This is a genomic window from Exiguobacterium sp. s161 (assembly GCF_018619045.1).
GTDB lineage: Bacteria > Bacillota > Bacilli > Exiguobacteriales > Exiguobacteriaceae > Exiguobacterium_A > Exiguobacterium_A indicum.
Map to the genome: position 1 here is coordinate 603,112 of NZ_JACSNH010000001.1, position 17,827 is coordinate 620,938.

Annotated in this window: 15 protein-coding genes; 13 read left to right on the plus strand and 2 right to left on the minus strand. The window is 46.9% G+C overall.

Translation table 11 applies throughout. From position 1 onward, the window contains the following. Window positions 1-39 precede the first annotated feature (39 nt). Window positions 40-234: a YtzJ family protein gene (locus KNQ14_RS02900; protein ID WP_023469043.1), complete on the minus strand. Its 195-nt coding sequence runs from the start codon at window positions 232-234 to the stop codon at window positions 40-42. A 146-nt stretch (window positions 235-380) separates the two neighbouring features. Here KNQ14_RS02900 and dnaE point away from each other — a divergent pair, with 146 nt between their 5' ends. The 11 genes from dnaE to KNQ14_RS02955 all read left to right on the plus strand — a co-directional run bounded on the left by dnaE (window position 381) and on the right by KNQ14_RS02955 (window position 14,661). Further along, complete coding sequence (gene dnaE / locus KNQ14_RS02905; protein WP_214859590.1) at window positions 381-3,542, plus strand: DNA polymerase III subunit alpha; 3,162 nt, start codon at window positions 381-383, stop codon at window positions 3,540-3,542. Window positions 3,543-3,644: 102 nt separating this feature from the next. Beyond that, window positions 3,645-4,163: a FadR/GntR family transcriptional regulator gene (locus tag KNQ14_RS02910; protein ID WP_023469041.1), complete on the plus strand. Its 519-nt coding sequence runs from the start codon at window positions 3,645-3,647 to the stop codon at window positions 4,161-4,163. Window positions 4,164-4,184: 21 nt separating this feature from the next. Next, a complete protein-coding gene (gene accD / locus KNQ14_RS02915) occupies window positions 4,185-5,045 on the plus strand; it encodes an acetyl-CoA carboxylase, carboxyltransferase subunit beta (protein ID WP_023469040.1) in 861 nt (286 codons plus the stop codon). Further along, a complete protein-coding gene (gene accA / locus KNQ14_RS02920) occupies window positions 5,032-5,967 on the plus strand; it encodes an acetyl-CoA carboxylase carboxyl transferase subunit alpha (RefSeq protein ID WP_214746593.1) in 936 nt (311 codons plus the stop codon). Before accD ends, accA begins: the two co-directional genes overlap by 14 nt. 147 nt (window positions 5,968-6,114) lie before the next feature. Further along, the gene (gene pfkA / locus KNQ14_RS02925) at window positions 6,115-7,083 is read left to right on the plus strand and encodes a 6-phosphofructokinase (protein ID WP_214859595.1); all 969 of its coding nucleotides are present in this window, start codon (window positions 6,115-6,117) and stop codon (window positions 7,081-7,083) included. 65 nt (window positions 7,084-7,148) lie between these two features. Further along, on the plus strand, window positions 7,149-8,897 hold the full coding sequence (gene pyk / locus KNQ14_RS02930; protein ID WP_050677653.1) for a pyruvate kinase: 1,749 nt from the start codon (window positions 7,149-7,151) through the stop codon (window positions 8,895-8,897). Window positions 8,898-8,957: 60 nt separating this feature from the next. Beyond that, complete coding sequence (locus KNQ14_RS02935; RefSeq protein ID WP_023469036.1) at window positions 8,958-9,428, plus strand: DUF441 domain-containing protein; 471 nt, start codon at window positions 8,958-8,960, stop codon at window positions 9,426-9,428. A gap of 218 nt (window positions 9,429-9,646) precedes the next feature. Beyond that, entirely contained in the window at window positions 9,647-10,759 is a 1,113-nt protein-coding gene (gene citZ, locus KNQ14_RS02940) for a citrate synthase (RefSeq protein ID WP_214859598.1), read from the plus strand. Window positions 10,760-10,830: 71 nt separating this feature from the next. Beyond that, window positions 10,831-12,105 carry an NADP-dependent isocitrate dehydrogenase gene (icd, locus tag KNQ14_RS02945; protein WP_058703891.1) on the plus strand — a complete coding sequence of 425 codons (1,275 nt, stop codon included), beginning with the start codon at window positions 10,831-10,833 and terminating at the stop codon, window positions 12,103-12,105. Between the two features lie 22 nt (window positions 12,106-12,127). After that, the gene (gene mdh / locus KNQ14_RS02950; RefSeq protein ID WP_214746587.1) at window positions 12,128-13,066 is read left to right on the plus strand and encodes a malate dehydrogenase; all 939 of its coding nucleotides are present in this window, start codon (window positions 12,128-12,130) and stop codon (window positions 13,064-13,066) included. A 455-nt stretch (window positions 13,067-13,521) separates the two neighbouring features. Then, entirely contained in the window at window positions 13,522-14,661 is a 1,140-nt protein-coding gene (locus KNQ14_RS02955; protein ID WP_023469032.1) for a zinc-dependent alcohol dehydrogenase, read from the plus strand. A gap of 59 nt (window positions 14,662-14,720) precedes the next feature. Here the strand turns inward: KNQ14_RS02955 and KNQ14_RS02960 are convergent, their stop codons facing one another. Beyond that, window positions 14,721-15,146, minus strand: a complete 426-nt coding sequence (locus KNQ14_RS02960; RefSeq protein ID WP_214746584.1) for a divergent PAP2 family protein — start codon at window positions 15,144-15,146, stop codon at window positions 14,721-14,723. A gap of 211 nt (window positions 15,147-15,357) precedes the next feature. Between KNQ14_RS02960 and KNQ14_RS02965 the strand changes: the two genes are divergently transcribed. Next, entirely contained in the window at window positions 15,358-16,077 is a 720-nt protein-coding gene (locus KNQ14_RS02965) for a response regulator (protein ID WP_370567751.1), read from the plus strand. After that, a complete protein-coding gene (pnpS, locus tag KNQ14_RS02970; RefSeq protein ID WP_214746581.1) occupies window positions 16,074-17,807 on the plus strand; it encodes a two-component system histidine kinase PnpS in 1,734 nt (577 codons plus the stop codon). The genes KNQ14_RS02965 and pnpS overlap by 4 nt, the downstream gene beginning before the upstream one ends. The last annotated feature ends 20 nt before the right edge of the window (window positions 17,808-17,827 follow it).

The following is a 17,827-nucleotide window of genomic DNA, read 5'->3' on the forward strand; positions in this document are numbered from 1 at the left end:
CCTCTCATTGAGGAAGCGAAGCGAACAGCCTTTTTACGCTTATTGCGTTTTTGTTTCGTCTTGCGGAATGAACCAAACGCCACGATCTGTGTGATCTTCAATGACATTCAGTTGAAGTTCAGCGACAGATTTGCGAATCTTCTCAGCGATTTCTTCCGTTTCAGTAAAAGCGGTAACACCGAGCTTTAATTGTTCGACTTTTTCACGTGCGATTTGACTGCGATTCAAAATCATGAGAAACGCTCCTTCCGTACCCGTCATGATATTTCTATACTTATTGTATCGAATAATAAATCAGATGGCGAGTACTTGAGTCAGTTAGATATGAAGGTTCTGAAAACTTTTAAAAACATCCATCAGAAGAGAAAGGAGAATGGAAGATGCATATAAATGTTCGAACGCAGTTTAGTCCATTGCAGAGTTTAGTTCGAATCGAGCCCTATCTCGATGAACTAGTCCGTCGACACATCGGACGAGCGGTCATCTGTGAAACGACATTAACAGGAGTTCCCGCATTCATCGATGCATGTCAGCGTCGAAATATGCAACCGATCGTCGGATGGGAGCAGCGAATCGAAGAAGAAGAATTTTGTATCTTATGGTTTGCTTTTTCTTCTGATGGACTGCGTCAACTGTATCGACTAGCCAGTCAACAAGGGGAGACTGAAGTTTCATCACTGATCGCGGTGCTCGTGCCACTGCGTCAAGCCTCTGAAGATGCGACGCGTCTACGTCGTTCCTTCGTTCAATGGATGGGACATGTTCAAGGAGCGCGTACATATATGGGTGTGACCTCTAGTCGCTCAACGGTCGAACGAGAGAGTCGTGCGCGTTACCGCGAAGTCGCAGCAGCGCTTGGTGTTGAGACCGTCCCAGTCGATCCTGTTCGTTACATCCGTCGAGATGAAGCGCCAGCGTATCAAGCGATACGTGCGATTGGTGAAGCGACAACGTTCCAAGACCAAAAGACAGATCGTCTGATGCATTTAAAGACCCGGGAAGAGTTACTCGAAGACTTTACCGAGCGAGAAATTACGATGGCGGAGCAGTTTGCTACGACATCTGAACGCTTGGAATTACCGTTTCAACAACGTCCACTGCCGCGTGTCGCGGAAGACTCGAATGCGTTATTACGGAAACGTGCTGAGGAAGGGTTACTGGCACATGGTCATGAAAGTAATGAAGCGCGGGAACGTCTCGCTTATGAACTATCAGTCATCCATAAGACAGGATTTGCCGATTATTTTTTAATCGTTGAAGAACTCGTACGTAGTGCAAAAGCGAAAGGCATCTTCGTTGGACCCGGTCGAGGCTCAGCAGCCGGATCACTTGTCAGCTATGCGCTTGGGATCACGACGGTGGATCCATTGAAGTATGGATTACTATTCGAACGTTTCTTGAACCCCGAGCGGATTTCGATGCCGGATATCGATATCGATATCGAAGATGAACGACGCGAAGAAGTATTAGAGGATCTCGTGATGCGTTATGGAAAAGATCACGTCGCTCAAATCGGTACATTGTCGACGCTCGGTGCCAAAGCCGCTTTGCGAGACGTCGGACGGACGCTAGAGTTTTCGAAGGATGAATTAGATGCTGCGGTCAAACAGCTTGGAAAATCCACGACGTTACAAGGAATCGAACAAAACAAACAGACATATCGCTGGTTCTCTGGAAGCGAAAAGCGCCGGCAACTGTTGCAACTAGCGCAAGCGGTCGAGGGTCTCCCGCGACAACGTTCGGTTCACGCGGCTGGCGTCGTCATTGGATCTAAACAGCTCGTTGAGACGACACCCGTTGAAACGGGACCAAATGAACGCTATGTGACGCAGTTTTTGATGCAGGCATTGGAACGTCAAGGATTGTTGAAAATTGACTTGTTAGGATTACGAAATCTCAGTCGTTTGCGTCGGATGGAAGAATTGATTCGACGAGAACAGCCATCCTTTACGCTCACGCAAATTCCGGAAGAAGACCGCGCGACATTCCAAGTCTTTGCCCGCGCCGAGACGGATGATATTTTCCAATTCGAGTCGACAGGTATGAAACAAACGTTGCGCGAAGTCAAACCGAATCGGTTCGAGGATTTGGTAGCAACGATGTCACTCTATCGTCCGGGACCAATGAAATTCATTGATCTGTACGCGAAACGAAAAGCTGGTCAACCTTATCAGATGTTACATCCCGTATTAGAAGACGTACTTGCACCAACGTATGGCATCATCGTCTATCAGGAACAAGTCATGGAAATCACTCGTCGAGTGGCTGGATTTACACTCGCACAAGCAGATTTATTACGACGTGCGATTTCTAAGAAAAGTACGGATTCGCTCGAACAGGAACGGGTTCGTTTTCTCGAAGGAGCAAAATCGAATGGATTCGATGATGCGATTGCACATTCACTCTATGAACAAATTGAGCGATTTGCTGGGTATGGATTCAACCGAAGCCATGCGGTCGCCTATTCAAAGATTAGTTACGCCCTCGGATATATCAAAGCGCATTTCCCACACATTTTCTTACTCGTCTCGGTCGAACAACCGGAGCGTCTCGTCCGATTGATGCGCGAACGACGTCTTCCTGTTTTATCGCCGGACGTCTGGATTTCCGATTACCGTTCTTCGTTAGAAGGCAAAGGGATTCGTCTCGGAATACATGTGATTAAAGGTATTTCCGAGCGAGAGTTCGAACGTGTAAAGGAAGCATCAAAGCACACGGCGACGATTGCTGATCTATTGACCCACGTCGGATGGGGTAAGAAGGAGCGCGCAAAAATCGAATTGTTACTCTACAGTGGTGCGCTAGATCGAGCGACACACGGCGATCGCGGACTCGCTGAACAAGAAGTACTCGAATATTTCACTGAGTCGTCGAATACATTACTTCCAGACGAGTTGGCAATTCTCGGGAAACGCCGGACACAGAAGTCCTCGAAACGAAGTGATTCCGATTGGGCACGATTAGAACGGGAAGCGCTTGGGTTCTGGTTGACGTATTCGCCGTTGACGACAGCAATGAAAGCTCCGGTTGAATCTGCTTATTTCCATGACCTTGGCGTCGGTTCGGAAACACATTATTTAGTCTGTTATATTGATCAGATTCGAGAATTCAAGACGAAACGCGGTCAAACGATGGCGGTCATTCAGGCAGTCGACGGATATTCGAATGAAGAGGTCGTCGTCTTCCCGAATCAATATGAACGATTCCGTCGATCACTTTATTTAGGGAACGTCTTGCTGATTGAACTAAAGGTGCAGGATCGCGAAGGGGAGCGTCAGTTCATTTTGGAACGTCTGCGTCCGCTTGGGCAAGATGTGCTATTCGTCAAGTTAACCTCAAAAAATGAGCTGGCCGCACTCGAACAGTTGCTTGAAGCAGTACCAGGCGATATTCCAGTCGTCGTTCGCTACGCGGATTCACGCGAGACGAAATCGTTACCGCCGCTCTATGCAGTGCAGCATGATGAGGAATTACTAGCTCGGCTACGTATTCGGTTTGGCGAGGATCATGTCGTCCTGAAAAATGTCCCCCGCTCAAACTAGTACTAGGTAATAAGATTTGTTATAATAAGGGGTAATTGGTCTGACCAATGCCACCGATTGAAGCAACCGACTTAAGGGTCAGAAAGGTGGTGCCGTATCGATATGGAGAAGAAACGAAATGCGTTTGAAGCCAATATCGCGGCGATTAAATTGATGATCGAACAAGATGGATTAGTTCCAGGAGACCGTATTCCATCAGAACGGGAACTGGCAGAACGACTATCCATCAGTCGACCGTCCGTACGAGAAGCATTACGGACGCTCGCTTATTTAGGAATCGTCGAGACACGACATGGAGGCGGAAGCTTTCTATTGAACCGTGACGATCATACCTATATTCAAATCATCGCTCAATTCTTAGTGACTGGCGATTCGAAGTTCGAAGACTTGGCAGGAACGCTCCGCTTGCTTGAGCAAGCAGCGCTCACGCAGCTGGATGACCTTTCGGTGCTTGCACCAGTCGTATCATCCGATGCAGCGTTTCGTGAGACGTTGATTCAGACGGTCGATAACGATTTGTTTGAACGAATCTGGCGACAAGTCAATGCCTTCCATAAAAGCTTCGGTCAAGGGGAACTCTATACGCAGGCGGAACGGGAACAACTCTTGAACCGCCCATAGGATGACAAGGGGGAACTGAACGTGCAAGCATTTTTTCGAAAACCTAAAAAGTTCGTCACGCTGACTTCGAAGGAGCAGCGTGTCGATGTGCCAGTTGGCCTAATGACGAAATGTCCGAAATGTAAATTAATCCAATATACGAAACAATTGGAGGCGAACTTACGTGTCTGTTCATGTGGGTATCATCACCCGTTGACAGCGCAAGAACGTTTTACGCAATTATTCGATGAAGGTTCGGTGACGTATTTCGACTTACCGGCAGTTCAAGCGGATCCGCTTGGATTCCAGGATTACCCGGAAAAATTAAAGGGCGACCAAGTCAGAACGGGTCTTGAAGAAGCGATCGTCTGTGGCGTCGGGAATGTGAATGGTCACCCACTCGTCGCTTGTGTCATGGATGCACGATTCCGGATGGGCTCGATGGGTGCAGCGGTCGGTGCTGCGATTTCTGAAGCGGTTCGTTACGCAACGAAACATCGTCTACCTGTCACGATTTTCTCCGCTTCAGGTGGAGCACGGATGCAAGAGGGAATGGTTAGTCTCATGCAGATGGCGAAATCGAGTCTCTTCTTAAAACAGCATTCAGATGCTGGATTACTTTATATTTCTTGTATGACGCATCCGACGACCGGCGGGGTATCAGCGAGTTTTGCGATGCTCGGTGACTTTAACATCGCTGAACCGGGGGCGTTGATCGGGTTTGCAGGTCGACGGATCATCGAACAGACGATACGTGAAAAACTACCGGAAGATTTCCAAACAGCAGAATTCTTATTACAAGCAGGTCAACTGGACGATGTCGTATCACGACATGATCTGAAAACGTACTATACGCGAATCTTAAAGCTACATGCGGAGGGAACGAACCATGCAACCATTTGACCAACCAGTCATCGCGTTACGCGAAAAAATTCTTGAGCTCCATGATATGGCGGAAACACAAGGACTAGACTTCAAGGAAGAACTCCAACTTCTTGAAGAACGCCTTCATCGGTTAGAACTCGATATTTACGGGAATATGAAAGCGTGGAATCGCGTTCAATTGGCACGTCATCCAGAACGTCCAACGACACTCGATTACATTGAATTCATTTGTGAAGACTTCATCGAGTTGCACGGCGATCGTCATGGATATGATGATGCGGCAATCGTCGGTGGAATCGGAACACTGAATGGTCGTCCGGTGACGATCATCGGTCATCAACGCGGAAAAGACACAAAAGAAAACATTCGTCGTAATTTCGGGATGCCACATCCGGAGGGGTACCGAAAAGCACTACGTCTCATGCAACAAGCGGAGAAATTCAATCGACCGATCATTACGTTCATCGACACGAAAGGGGCTTACCCAGGACGTGCGGCAGAAGAACGTGGTCAGAGTGAGGCCATCGCGAAAAACTTATTTGAGATGGCTGGTATGACAGTTCCAATCATCTCCATCGTCATCGGTGAAGGTGGATCAGGTGGTGCTTTAGGAATCGGAGTATGTGACCAACTTTTGATGCTCGAGAATTCAACGTATTCGGTCATCTCTCCTGAAGGTGCTGCAGCATTATTATGGAAAGATGCAAGTCTTGCGGAGAAAGCGGCGGAATCGATGAAGATCACAGCACCTGATTTATTACGACTCGGGATCGCGGATGCCATCATTCCAGAAGTCGTCGGAGGGGCGCATCTCGATGTGTCATTACAGGCGGATAAATTAAAAACTGTATTGGTACAGAAACTTGAATCATTGGTTCATCTGACCAAGGAAGAGCTCATCGATCAGCGGACCGAAAAATATCACCAAATTGGCACATAAGCACCATGTAATCGCTATCATGATTGATATTCCTCATTTCCGGAATCGATGATGAAAAAGCTAGTGAAAGTTTATGCAATCTGCCCTGTTGTAAAACAAGAAAACAACGTGCTATTTTAGATTCAGATTAATGGAGAGGTGATTAACGTGAGTTTAAAACGGATTGCTGTCTTAACGAGTGGCGGCGATGCACCAGGTATGAATGCCGCGGTGCGTGCTGTCACGCGTAAAGCGATTTTTCATGGCTTAGAAGTATTTGGTGTCTACAATGGCTATCAAGGATTAATCAACGGGGACATCGTCCAGTTGAACCTTGGATCAGTCGGTGACATCATTCAACGAGGTGGAACGTTCCTACGTTCAGCACGTTGCCCTGAGTTCCGTACAGAAGAAGGACGAGCAAAAGCGGTCGTCAATCTAAAGAAATTTGAAATTGATGCACTCGTCGTCGTAGGCGGAGACGGGTCGTATCGTGGTGCCCAAAAATTGACGGGACTTGGTTTCCCGACAATTGGACTTCCAGGTACGATCGATAACGACATCCCTGGAACGGACTATACGATCGGTTTTGATACAGCGCTCAACACGGCGCTTGAAGCGATCGATAAAATTCGTGATACGGCATCGTCGCATGAGCGAACGTATGTCATTGAAGTCATGGGACGCGATGCGGGTGATATCGCATTATATGCAGGACTTGCTGGTGGAGCAGAATCGATTCTTGTTCCCGAGCGTCCTGAAGATTTAAAAGAAGTCCTCGATCGCATTCAAAGTGGTGTCGACCGCGGTAAGAAACACTCAATCGTCATCGTCGCTGAAGGTGCAGGCCGTGCTCAGGACGTTGGAGACGCTATCGCAAAAGAAACAGGTCTCGATACACGCGTCACGGTTCTTGGTCACGTTCAACGTGGTGGAGCACCAACGGCAGCGGACCGTGTACTTGCAAGTCGGATGGGGGCGCATGCCATCGAAATCCTACTTCAAGGAAAACAAGGACGTGTCGTAGGTGTACGTGGTGGTAAGATGATCGATCTCGATATCGATGAGGCACTCGACGAAAATAAACATGAGCTGGATCTTGATATTCTCGAGCTTTCAAAACAGCTTTCGATTTAACGAACGTCGATAGGATTGGAATGGACAAGAGCACTTGGCCAAACACCGTAGGAGGTTTATGGAATATGCGTAGAACTAAAATTGTATGTACGATTGGACCGGCGTCAGAAAAACGTCTTCCAGAAATGATTGAAGCAGGTATGAACGTTGCTCGTTTGAACTTCTCACACGGCGATTATGAAGAACACGGTGCACGTATCACGGATATCCGTCGTGCAGCGAAAGAAGCAAACAAAATCGTTACGATTCTTCTTGATACGAAAGGACCAGAAATCCGTACACATTCGTTTGAAGAAGGAAAAGCGCTTCTCGAACGTGGTCAAGAAGTCATCATCGTTAGCGGAGACGCAAACGAAATCGTCGGAACGAAAGATAAATTCTCTGTCACGTATGAAGGACTCTATGATGACGTCGAAGTTGGTTCGATGATCATGCTTGATGACGGTCTCATCGGTCTTCGTGTCACTGAAAAACTTCCGAACCGTGAGCTTCGTTGTTCAATCGAAAACGAAGGCGTCATCAAGACGAAAAAAGGCGTTAACTTGCCAAACGTGAAGGTTAACCTTCCTGCTTTGACAGAAAAAGATATTGCGGATATCGAGTTCGGTATCAAGAGCGATATCGATTTGATCGCGGCATCTTTCGTGCGCCGTGCGTCAGACGTCGTTGCGATTCGTCAATTGCTTGAGAAAAACAACGCGAGCCACATCAAAATCTTCCCGAAAATCGAGAACCAAGAAGGTGTCGATAACATCGAAGAAATCCTTGCGATTTCGGACGGTTTGATGGTAGCGCGTGGTGACCTCGGTATCGAGATTCCAACGGAAGAAGTCACGCCAACTCAAAAAGACTTGATCAAGCTTTGTAACGACTTCGGTAAACCAGTCATTACAGCAACACAAATGCTTGACTCGATGCAACGTTTCCCACGTCCAACACGTGCTGAAGCATCAGACGTCGCGAACGCGATTCTTGATGGTACGGATGCAATCATGCTTTCAGGTGAGACAGCAGCAGGGGACTACCCGATCGAATCTGTCCAAATGATGCACTCGATCGCAAAACGTACAGAAAAAATGCTCGACTACAAGCTCTTGTTGAAAGATCGTCAGACACGTAGTGAGCACACAGTAACGGATGCAATCGCTCAAGCGGTTACGCACACTGCGATCAACTTGGACGCAAAAGCAATCTTGACACCGACACAATCGGGTTACACGGCTGCACGTATCTCGAAATACCGTCCAGAGCCAAACATCGTCGCTGTTACACCAAGCGCACGTGTCGCACGTCAGTTGAACATCGTATGGGGCGTGTACCCAATCGTCGTTGATCATCTTTCAGACAACACGGATGACATGTTGACACTTGCTGCGGACACAGCAAAAGACGCTGGTTTCGTCACAGATGGTGATCTCGTCGTCATCTCAGCAGGTATTCCTGCTTTGACTGCTGGTACAACGAACATGTTGAAAATCCACATCGTCGGTAAAGAGATCGCAAACGGTCGCGGTATCGGTGAGCGTGGAGTCGTTGGCGAAGTCGTCATCGCAAACAATGCTGAAGAAGCAAACTCTAAAGCGAAGCCAGGCATGATCCTCGTTACGAACTCAACTGATCGTGACATGATGCCTGCAATCGAGATGGCTGCAGCGATGATCACAGTTGATGGCGGATTGACAAGCCATGCTGGAATCGTTGGACCATCACTCGGTAAACCAGTCATCGTTGGTGTCGAAGATGCATTGACAGTCTTCAAAGACGGTCAAATGATCTCAATCGATCCATTGACAGGTAAACTATATAACGCATAATCCATTCATGACGGACGTGACTTAGGTCATGTCCGCCTTTTTTTTGTATGAGGAGGACGTATGGAAGCTTATCTTTTTTTGATTGCCCTCGTCTTCATCGGGGTCATCGCACAAAATAAATCATTAATCATCGCTGCAGCCTTCCTGCTGATCATCAAGGCAATCGGGCTGGATGGTAGACTGTTTCCTTCCTTGCAGGCAAAGGGGATCACGTGGGGCGTCACATTGATCACGGCAGCGATCCTCGTACCGATTGCAGCAGGGGATATCGGATTTAAGGAGTTGCTCCAAAGTATTCGGGGACACATCGGCATCATCTCATTTTTATCAGGAATTTTTGTTGCAATCGTCGCAGCACACGGTGTTGGACTGATGAAAGAAGATCCACTCGTGACGACAGCCTTGCTAGCTGGAACGATACTTGCGGTCGGACTCTTTAGAGGTGTACCGGTTGGACCATTGATTGGTGCTGGAATCGCGGCGCTCGTCATTGGAATGTGGGATGTCATCGCAAAAGCGTTCACAGGATGAGCCGAATCAGCAAAGTAACTGAATTAATTTTTTGATAATAGTATGCAAGTTCATTCACTTTTTGGGTAATTTTGTTTATACTAAGAACAGAAACAAGATGGTCTATTCAAGAGTACAGCGCTACAAGCATGGGGAACGACTCTTGAGTGGACGTCTTTTTTTCAATACGGAAATGAAAGCGTTTTAAATTTCTGGGGAAAAAAAGGGGGATTATTGTCATGACGCAAACTAAAGGTTTAGAAGGAATCGTCGCGACTTCATCGAAAATCAGTTCGATCATCGATGGTCAATTGACGTATGGCGGTTATACGATTGATGATTTGGCGGAGCACGCCTCATTTGAGGAAGTCGTCTTCTTATTGTGGAACGACCGTCTACCAAAAGAAGAGGAATTGAAGCAACTATCGGAAGCACTCATTTCCGAAGCAACGGTTGCGACTGCCGTTCTTGAAACGATGAAGGCAGCACCGAAGTCGGCGAATGCGATGGCGACGATTCGAACAGCGCTCTCTCAACTCGCGCTTTACGATGAGACATCGGAAGATATGTCGACTGAGGCGAATTACGCTAAAGCCATCAAATTACAGGCACAAATCGCAACACTCGTCACAGCTTACGCCCGTATCAAAAAAGGACAAGAACCGATCGCACCTAAAACAGGTCTTTCATACGCAGGAAACTTCTTGTTCATGTTGACGGGTGACGAGCCAACGGAAGTTGCAGAAAAAGCCTTCAACCAAGCGCTCGTTCTTCACGCTGACCACGAGTTGAACGCTTCGACGTTCACAGCACGCGTGTGTGTCGCGACGCTCTCTGACGTCTACTCAGGTGTGACGGCAGCGATGGGCGCATTAAAAGGACCACTTCACGGTGGCGCGAACGAAGCCGTCATGAAGATGTTGTTAGAAATTGATTCGGTTGAAAAGGTTGACGAGTATGTTCATAATAAACTTGAGAACAAGCAAAAAATCATGGGCTTCGGTCACCGTGTCTACAAGGACGGCGATCCACGTGCGAAGCACCTTCAAGAAATGAGTCGTCAGCTGACTGCTCAAATCGGGGAGCCGAAATGGTATGAGATGTCAGTTAAGATCGACAAAATCGTCCAATCGGAAAAAGGATTGAAACCAAATGTTGATTTCTATTCCGCTTCTACGTACCATGCACTTGGACTTGATACAGAACTATTCACTCCAATCTTTGCAGTAAGTCGGATGTCAGGTTGGTTGGCGCACATTTTAGAGCAGTATAGCGATAACCGTCTGATTCGCCCGCGTGCAGACTACACGGGTGAAACGCACCGGACATACGTGTCCATCCAAGAACGTTAAAAGGACGGGGAGGAGCAATCCTCTCCTGATTTTTGATGTAGATTACAATTACTTAAGGGGGATTTTTAGACATGGCTACACTTCAAGGCGAAAACATCACAGTAACTAACGGTACACTTCAAGTTCCAAACGCTCCAATCATTCCGTTCATCATTGGTGACGGAACAGGACCTGATATCTGGAACGCAGCGGTACGTGTGTTTGATGCAGCAGTTGAAAAAGCATACAACGGTGAAAAGAAAATCGAATGGAAAGAAGTCTACGCTGGTGAAAAAGCATTCAACAAAACAGGCAACTGGTTACCGGAAGAGACACTTGACCTCATTCGCGAGCACATCATCGCAATCAAAGGACCACTTACGACACCAGTCGGCGGCGGAATCCGTTCGTTGAACGTTGCTCTACGTCAAGAACTTGATTTGTACACATGCCTTCGTCCAGTTCGTTACTTCACAGGTGTTCCTTCACCGGTTAAACGCCCAGAAGATACAGACATGGTCATCTTCCGTGAAAATACTGAAGACATCTACGCAGGAATCGAATACGCAGAAGGTAGCGAAGGCGCTGCAAAACTGCTTGAGTTCCTTCAAAACGAAATGGGTGTCAATAAAATCCGCTTCCCTGAGACATCTGGTCTTGGAATCAAACCGATTTCAAAAGAGGGAACAGAACGCCTCGTTCGTGCAGCGATCGAATACGCACTTGAGCACAAGCGCGCTTCGTTGACGCTCGTTCACAAAGGAAACATCATGAAGTTCACTGAGGGAGCTTTCAAAAACTGGGGTTATGAGCTTGCTGAGCGTGAATACGCAGAGCACGTCTTCACTTGGAACCAGTATGATCGTATCAAGGAAGAAGAAGGAACAGATGCTGCGAACAAAGCACAAGCAGACGCAGAAGCTGCTGGTAAGTTGATCGTGAAAGACTCAATCGCTGATATCTTCTTACAACAAATCTTGACTCGTCCAAAAGAGTTCGATGTCGTTGCGACAATGAACTTGAACGGTGACTACATCTCAGATGCACTTGCTGCACAAGTCGGTGGTATCGGAATCGCACCTGGAGCAAACATCAACTACATGACAGGTCATGCGATCTTTGAAGCCACTCACGGTACAGCACCGAAATACGCTGGACTTGATAAAGTAAACCCATCGTCTGTCATCTTGTCAGGCGAAATGATGTTCCGTCACCTCGGCTGGAACGAAGCAGCAGATCTCATCATCAAATCGATGGAAACATCGATTGAATCGAAAGTTGTCACATACGACTTCGCACGTCTCATGGATGGTGCGACTGAAGTGAAGTGTTCTGAATTCGCGGACGAACTCATCAAAAACATGTAATCCGATCAGGAGGAATGAGTCGATGAACAGACGGAAGAAAATCGCAGTCATAGGAAGTGGCTTTACGGGCGCAACGACAGCACTCTATCTTGCTCAGCGAGAGCTAGGAGATGTCGTCCTCGTCGACCGACCCGAGCAAGAGAATCCGACGAAAGGAAAGGCGCTCGATATGCAAGAGGCAGCGCCGATCCTCGGGTTTGATGCTTCAGTAAAAGGGACATCGAACTATGCCGACATCAACGGTGCGGATATCGTCGTCATCACTGCCGGTATCGCTCGGAAGCCAGGGATGAGCCGTGAGGACCTCGTGAGTACGAATGCTGCCGTCATGACGGCTGTGACGAAGGAAATCGTCGCGCATGCACCGGAATCGATCATCATTGTTTTGACGAATCCGGTCGATGCGATGACGTATACAGTCTATCAAGCATCTGGTTTTCCAAAAGAGCGTGTCATCGGTCAATCCGGTGTCCTCGACACGGCACGTTTCCGGACATTCTTAGCAGAGGAACTGAACGTTTCTGTAAAGGATGTATCGGGATTCGTACTCGGAGGACACGGAGATGACATGGTGCCGCTACTGCGCTATTCTCAGGCAGGAGGCATTCCAATCGAGAGACTGATATCCAAGGAGCGGTTAGAGGCGATCGTTGACCGAACACGTAAAGGCGGCGGTGAAATCGTTCAGTTACTCGGAAGCGGTTCCGCTTACTACGCACCGGCAGCAGCAATTGCTGAGATGGTCGAGGCGATCTTGAAGGACCAGCGACGTATTCTACCTGCCATTGCTTATCTCGAAGGCGAATATGGATATGACGATATGTATTTCGGTGTACCGGTCATTCTTGGCGGAAACGGTGTTGAGCATGTCTATGAACTCGAACTGACGACTGAAGAGCAAGAGGCTTTGAATCGCTCTGCCTCTACAGTCCGTTCTGTACTCGACTTATTAAAATCTTGATTCTAAAAAAAGACGAACTTGTCGAAAGTGACAAGTTCGTCTTTTTTGTCTCGTCATAACCGATGAGGAGAAGCATAGTGCGATAACTTGGCATACCAAGGACAAATCAGTATAAGAAGAAACGTCAGCCAAGGAATCAAATATCCGATTCGAAGGAAGTGACCTTGATGTTCCATATGTAGATGTTGTCGGTTTTGACAATGTGGACAGGGGAGTCCGTGAGCAGACCAGATTAAACGATAGATTGTTCGAGCAGACCAGGATTGACGACAAACGGTGCATCGTGCCACGCGAGTGCCTCCTTTCATTCATAGGTTAATTGTGTAAAGTGTGTTTTTCACAACATACGATATATATAGGAGAAAAGTTCCAATTTCAATAAACATGTATAAAAAAAGATTGTATTAGGGTAAGGACAAAGGTACGTCATTCTATTCCACTAAGGGGGATGCCACATGCGCGCCGTAACGTACCAAGGAGCAAAAGATGTTCAAGTCAAACAAGTCCAGGATCCATCGATTGATAAAAACGATGATATCATCGTTAAAATCACTTCGACTGCCATTTGTGGATCAGATTTACACATCTATCAAGGGAATATGCCGGCTCACAAGGATTATGTCATTGGTCATGAACCGATGGGCATCGTTGAAGAAGTTGGACCAGGTGTGACGAAGGTCAAGCGTGGTGATCGCGTCGTGTTACCGTTTAATGTTGCTTGTGGTCACTGTTTCTTTTGTGAACATGATATGGAGAGTCAATGTGATAACTCGAACGGAAATCCCCATGTTGATACAGGTGGGTACTTCGGCTTTACAGAAGAGTTTGGTGGACATCCCGGTGGTCAGGCGGAATATTTAAAAGTTCCGTTCGGGAATTTCATGCCACTCGTGATTCCTGAATCATGTGAATTAGAAGATGAGGCACTATTGTTTTTATCTGACGTTTTACCTACGGCGTATTGGAGTGTTCTGCATGCGGGTGTGAAAAAAGGAGATACAGTCGTTGTACTCGGATCAGGACCAGTTGGACTAATGACACAAAAATTTGCATGGATGCAAGGGGCAAAGCGAGTCATTGCGGTAGATGATCAAGTGTATCGATTAAATCATGCTAAAGTCACGAATAAAGTCGAGACAGTAAATTTCTCAGATCACGCAGAAAGTGGTGCGTATATTAAAGAGCTGACACAAGGTGGGGCAGACGTCGTAATTGATTGCGTCGGTTTTGATGGGAAGATGTCCCCTGTAGAAAAAATTGAACAAAAGATTGGTCTGCAAGGTGGAACGTTGAGTGCCATTGACATTGCAAAGGACGCTGTCCGGAAATTTGGTACTGTGCAGTTGACAGGCGTCTACGCTAAAAAATATAATCAGTTTCCGCTTGGCGATTTCTTTACCCGAAATATTACGCTGAAAATGGGACAAGCACCAGTCATTCATTTGATGCCGGAACTATTCCAGAAAATCATCAATCAAGAATTTGATCCGACGGATATCGTGACACACCGAGTGGCACTTGATGATGCTGCTTCTGCCTATCAGACATTTAATGATCGGACAGATGGATGCATCAAGGTCGTCTTGAAACCATAAGCTATATCATACTCAAACAGCCCATCCGATTATTGGATGGGCTGTTGTACATCATAGGATTAAAAGAAGAAGACGGGCCATAGAAGACCGACGACTAGTCCGAGTAACAGACCGACGAACACCTGAAACTCGGTATGACCGACGAGCTCATTCAGAAGAGGGGTCTCATGACGAATTCCTTTGAAATAATCATTGAGTAATTTTGCCTGAACACCGACTGCTTGTCTGACACCCGTTGCGTCATACATGATGATCGTGGCAAATATAGCAGCTAGTGCGAAGAGTGAGGACGAGAAGCCTTCCTGAAAACCGATGACCACGGCTAAGGCGACGACAGTCGAGCTATGTGAACTAGGCATACCACCAGAAGCAAACATGATTTCCAGGTCGAACTTTCGTGTCCGTACCAAACTCGTGACAAGCTTCGCTGCTTGGGCGATGAACCACGCCGTAATGGCTGCAAAAAGGGGATGGTTCCATTCCATACATTCTACCTCCTACAATTGACGATATGTATTGTTTCCCCGTTTTATTAGCTTTTACACGAATGATCTAGTGAGATTCGGCATCTCCTTTAAAGATTGTGTAAAGAAACAGCAGAAAGATTTGTGATTTTCCTGTGAAAGTCGGTAAGATGAAGACAGACGAAGCGGATTCCACGGAATTCCTCATTCGAAAGAACGAAACTTGAGGGGGATGCAAGGTTTGAAAGATAAAATTATCGTGGTAGATGATGAATTGTCGATTGCAACACTGTTGAAGTTTAATCTAGAGCAGGCTGGTTTCGTCGTCGAAACGGCACATGATGGGATGTCAGGTTTAAAATTAGCGGAAAAACAAGATGCCGCATTGATCGTACTAGATCTCATGTTGCCGGAACTCGATGGTTTGGAGGTATGTAAACGACTACGCCAGCAAAAAATCAATACGCCGATTTTGATGCTGACGGCAAAGGATGATGAGTTCGATAAAGTCCTTGGTCTGGAACTCGGTGCGGACGATTATCTGACGAAACCATTTAGTCCACGTGAAGTCGTCGCCCGTGTGAAAGCGATTTTACGACGGATGAGTCATCAGACAACACCTTCAGAAGAAGTGACGGATGGGACGATTCTGATTGGTGATGTCAAGATCGTTCCAGATAACTACGAAGCTTTCAAAGCAGAAGAGCGTCTTGAACTGACACCTAAGGAATTCGAATTGCTCGTATATCTTGCTAAAAATAAGGGGCGTGTCCTGACACGCGATCAACTCTTATCCGCAATCTGGAACTATGATTTCGTCGGCGACACACGAATCGTGGATGTGCACATTAGCCATGTCCGTGAAAAAATCGAGCCGAATACGAAAAAACCGATTTACATCAAAACGATTCGTGGTCTCGGGTATAAGATGGAGGAGCCGAAACCGGAATGAGTAAGTATCGCAAGCGATTCATCTTTAAAATGTTTTCATTCATCAGTCTCGTGCTGATTGCACTCGGTTTCTTACTTGGACAATCCTTCAAAGAATTTTATGTCCAAAATGAAAAAGAAAAATTGATGGATGAGACTTCTCTTGTCGAGACGATCTTACAAGGGCGCGATGTTTCGGAGATGGCCCAGTACGTGAATCAGTTGTACGCGGAATCAAACTTCGATATGATTTTATTCAATAGTCGGGGTGAAATCATTGCCGGTACACCGGTTGATGTGACGAAACTGAAAGTCGCGACCCTCAATTTTTCAGCGATTCCTGATGAGGGTACGTTTGAATCGAAAACAGATGACAGTGTCGTCCAATTCACGAAGCCTGTTCCGACAGCGGACGGTGGTGAGGTATATGTCAGTTTCATTCGTTATGCAAAAGACTTGAACGTCATTTATTCACGGATTTGGACGGTCATCATTCTGTCCCTACTCGCCTCGTTAGTGATCATATTCTTGACGATCTATCGGTCGACGAAACGATTTCTACGTCCAATCGCAGAAGCAACAGATGTTTTACATGAACTGTCGCACGGGAACTACAAGTCGCGTGTGTATGAATTAGCGGCACCGGATGAATCACGCGATTTAGGGCGCTCTATCAATCTATTAGCGCGAAATCTCGAAAACGCATCGTCTGGTGAAGCAATGCAACGAGCACGTCTCGAATCTTTGATCGAATACATGGGCGCCGGTCTTATGTTGATTGATGAGAAGGGCTACGTCCTGCTCGTCAACCGGACGTATCGGGAAATGTTCAACATTCATGAACCGTCTAGTGGGAAGCTGTACTATCGTGTACTTCCGAACGAAAAAATGAGTCAGGTGATTGAAGATGTCTATCTGACGGAAAAACCGAATCGAAAGCAGTCGAGTGTTCGATTTGGCATCAATAGCCGGACGTTCATGGTCAGTGCCGCTCCGATTTTCGATAAGAACGGTCGCGTGCAGGGAACGACCGTCGTCTTTAACGACATCACGGAAATCAAAAAACTGGAACAAATGCGTAAAGACTTCGTCGCGAATGTCAGCCATGAATTAAAGACACCATTGACGTCCATTAAAGGATTTGCGGAAACGTTACTCGATGGTGCGCAAGAGGTTCCGGAAATCCGAGAGCAGTTCTTACGGATCATCCACGATGAATCGGAACGAATGCAGACATTGGTAGAAGATTTGCTTGAGCTGTCTCGTTTAGAACAAGATAACTATCAGCTCGAGACTGCAATCGTTGACGTGACAAGTCTCGTTCGGGAGACAGCAGCACTCCTGCATCGACGAGCAACAGAAAAAGAGATGACGATTCATATCGAAATGGAAGAGGAAGTCTTCATCCGAGCAGATCTGAATCGTCTGAAACAGGTCGTCGTCAACTTGGTTGCGAATGCGTTGAATTATACGCCGAACGGCGGCAACGTCTGGATTCAGCTCGAGGATGGAGAAGAGTCTGTCCAACTCATCATCAAAGATGACGGAATTGGTATTCATCCGAAAGAAACCCAACGAATCTTCGAACGTTTCTATCGTGTCGATAAGGCACGAAGCCGTAATTCTGGGGGAACGGGTCTTGGACTAGCCATCGTCAAACACATTGTCGACCTCCATCACGGTGAGATCGAAATCGCATCGGAAGAGCACAAAGGCACGACATTTACGATTCGTTTACCAAAACATGGCTGAATTTCACAGTGGATTCACAT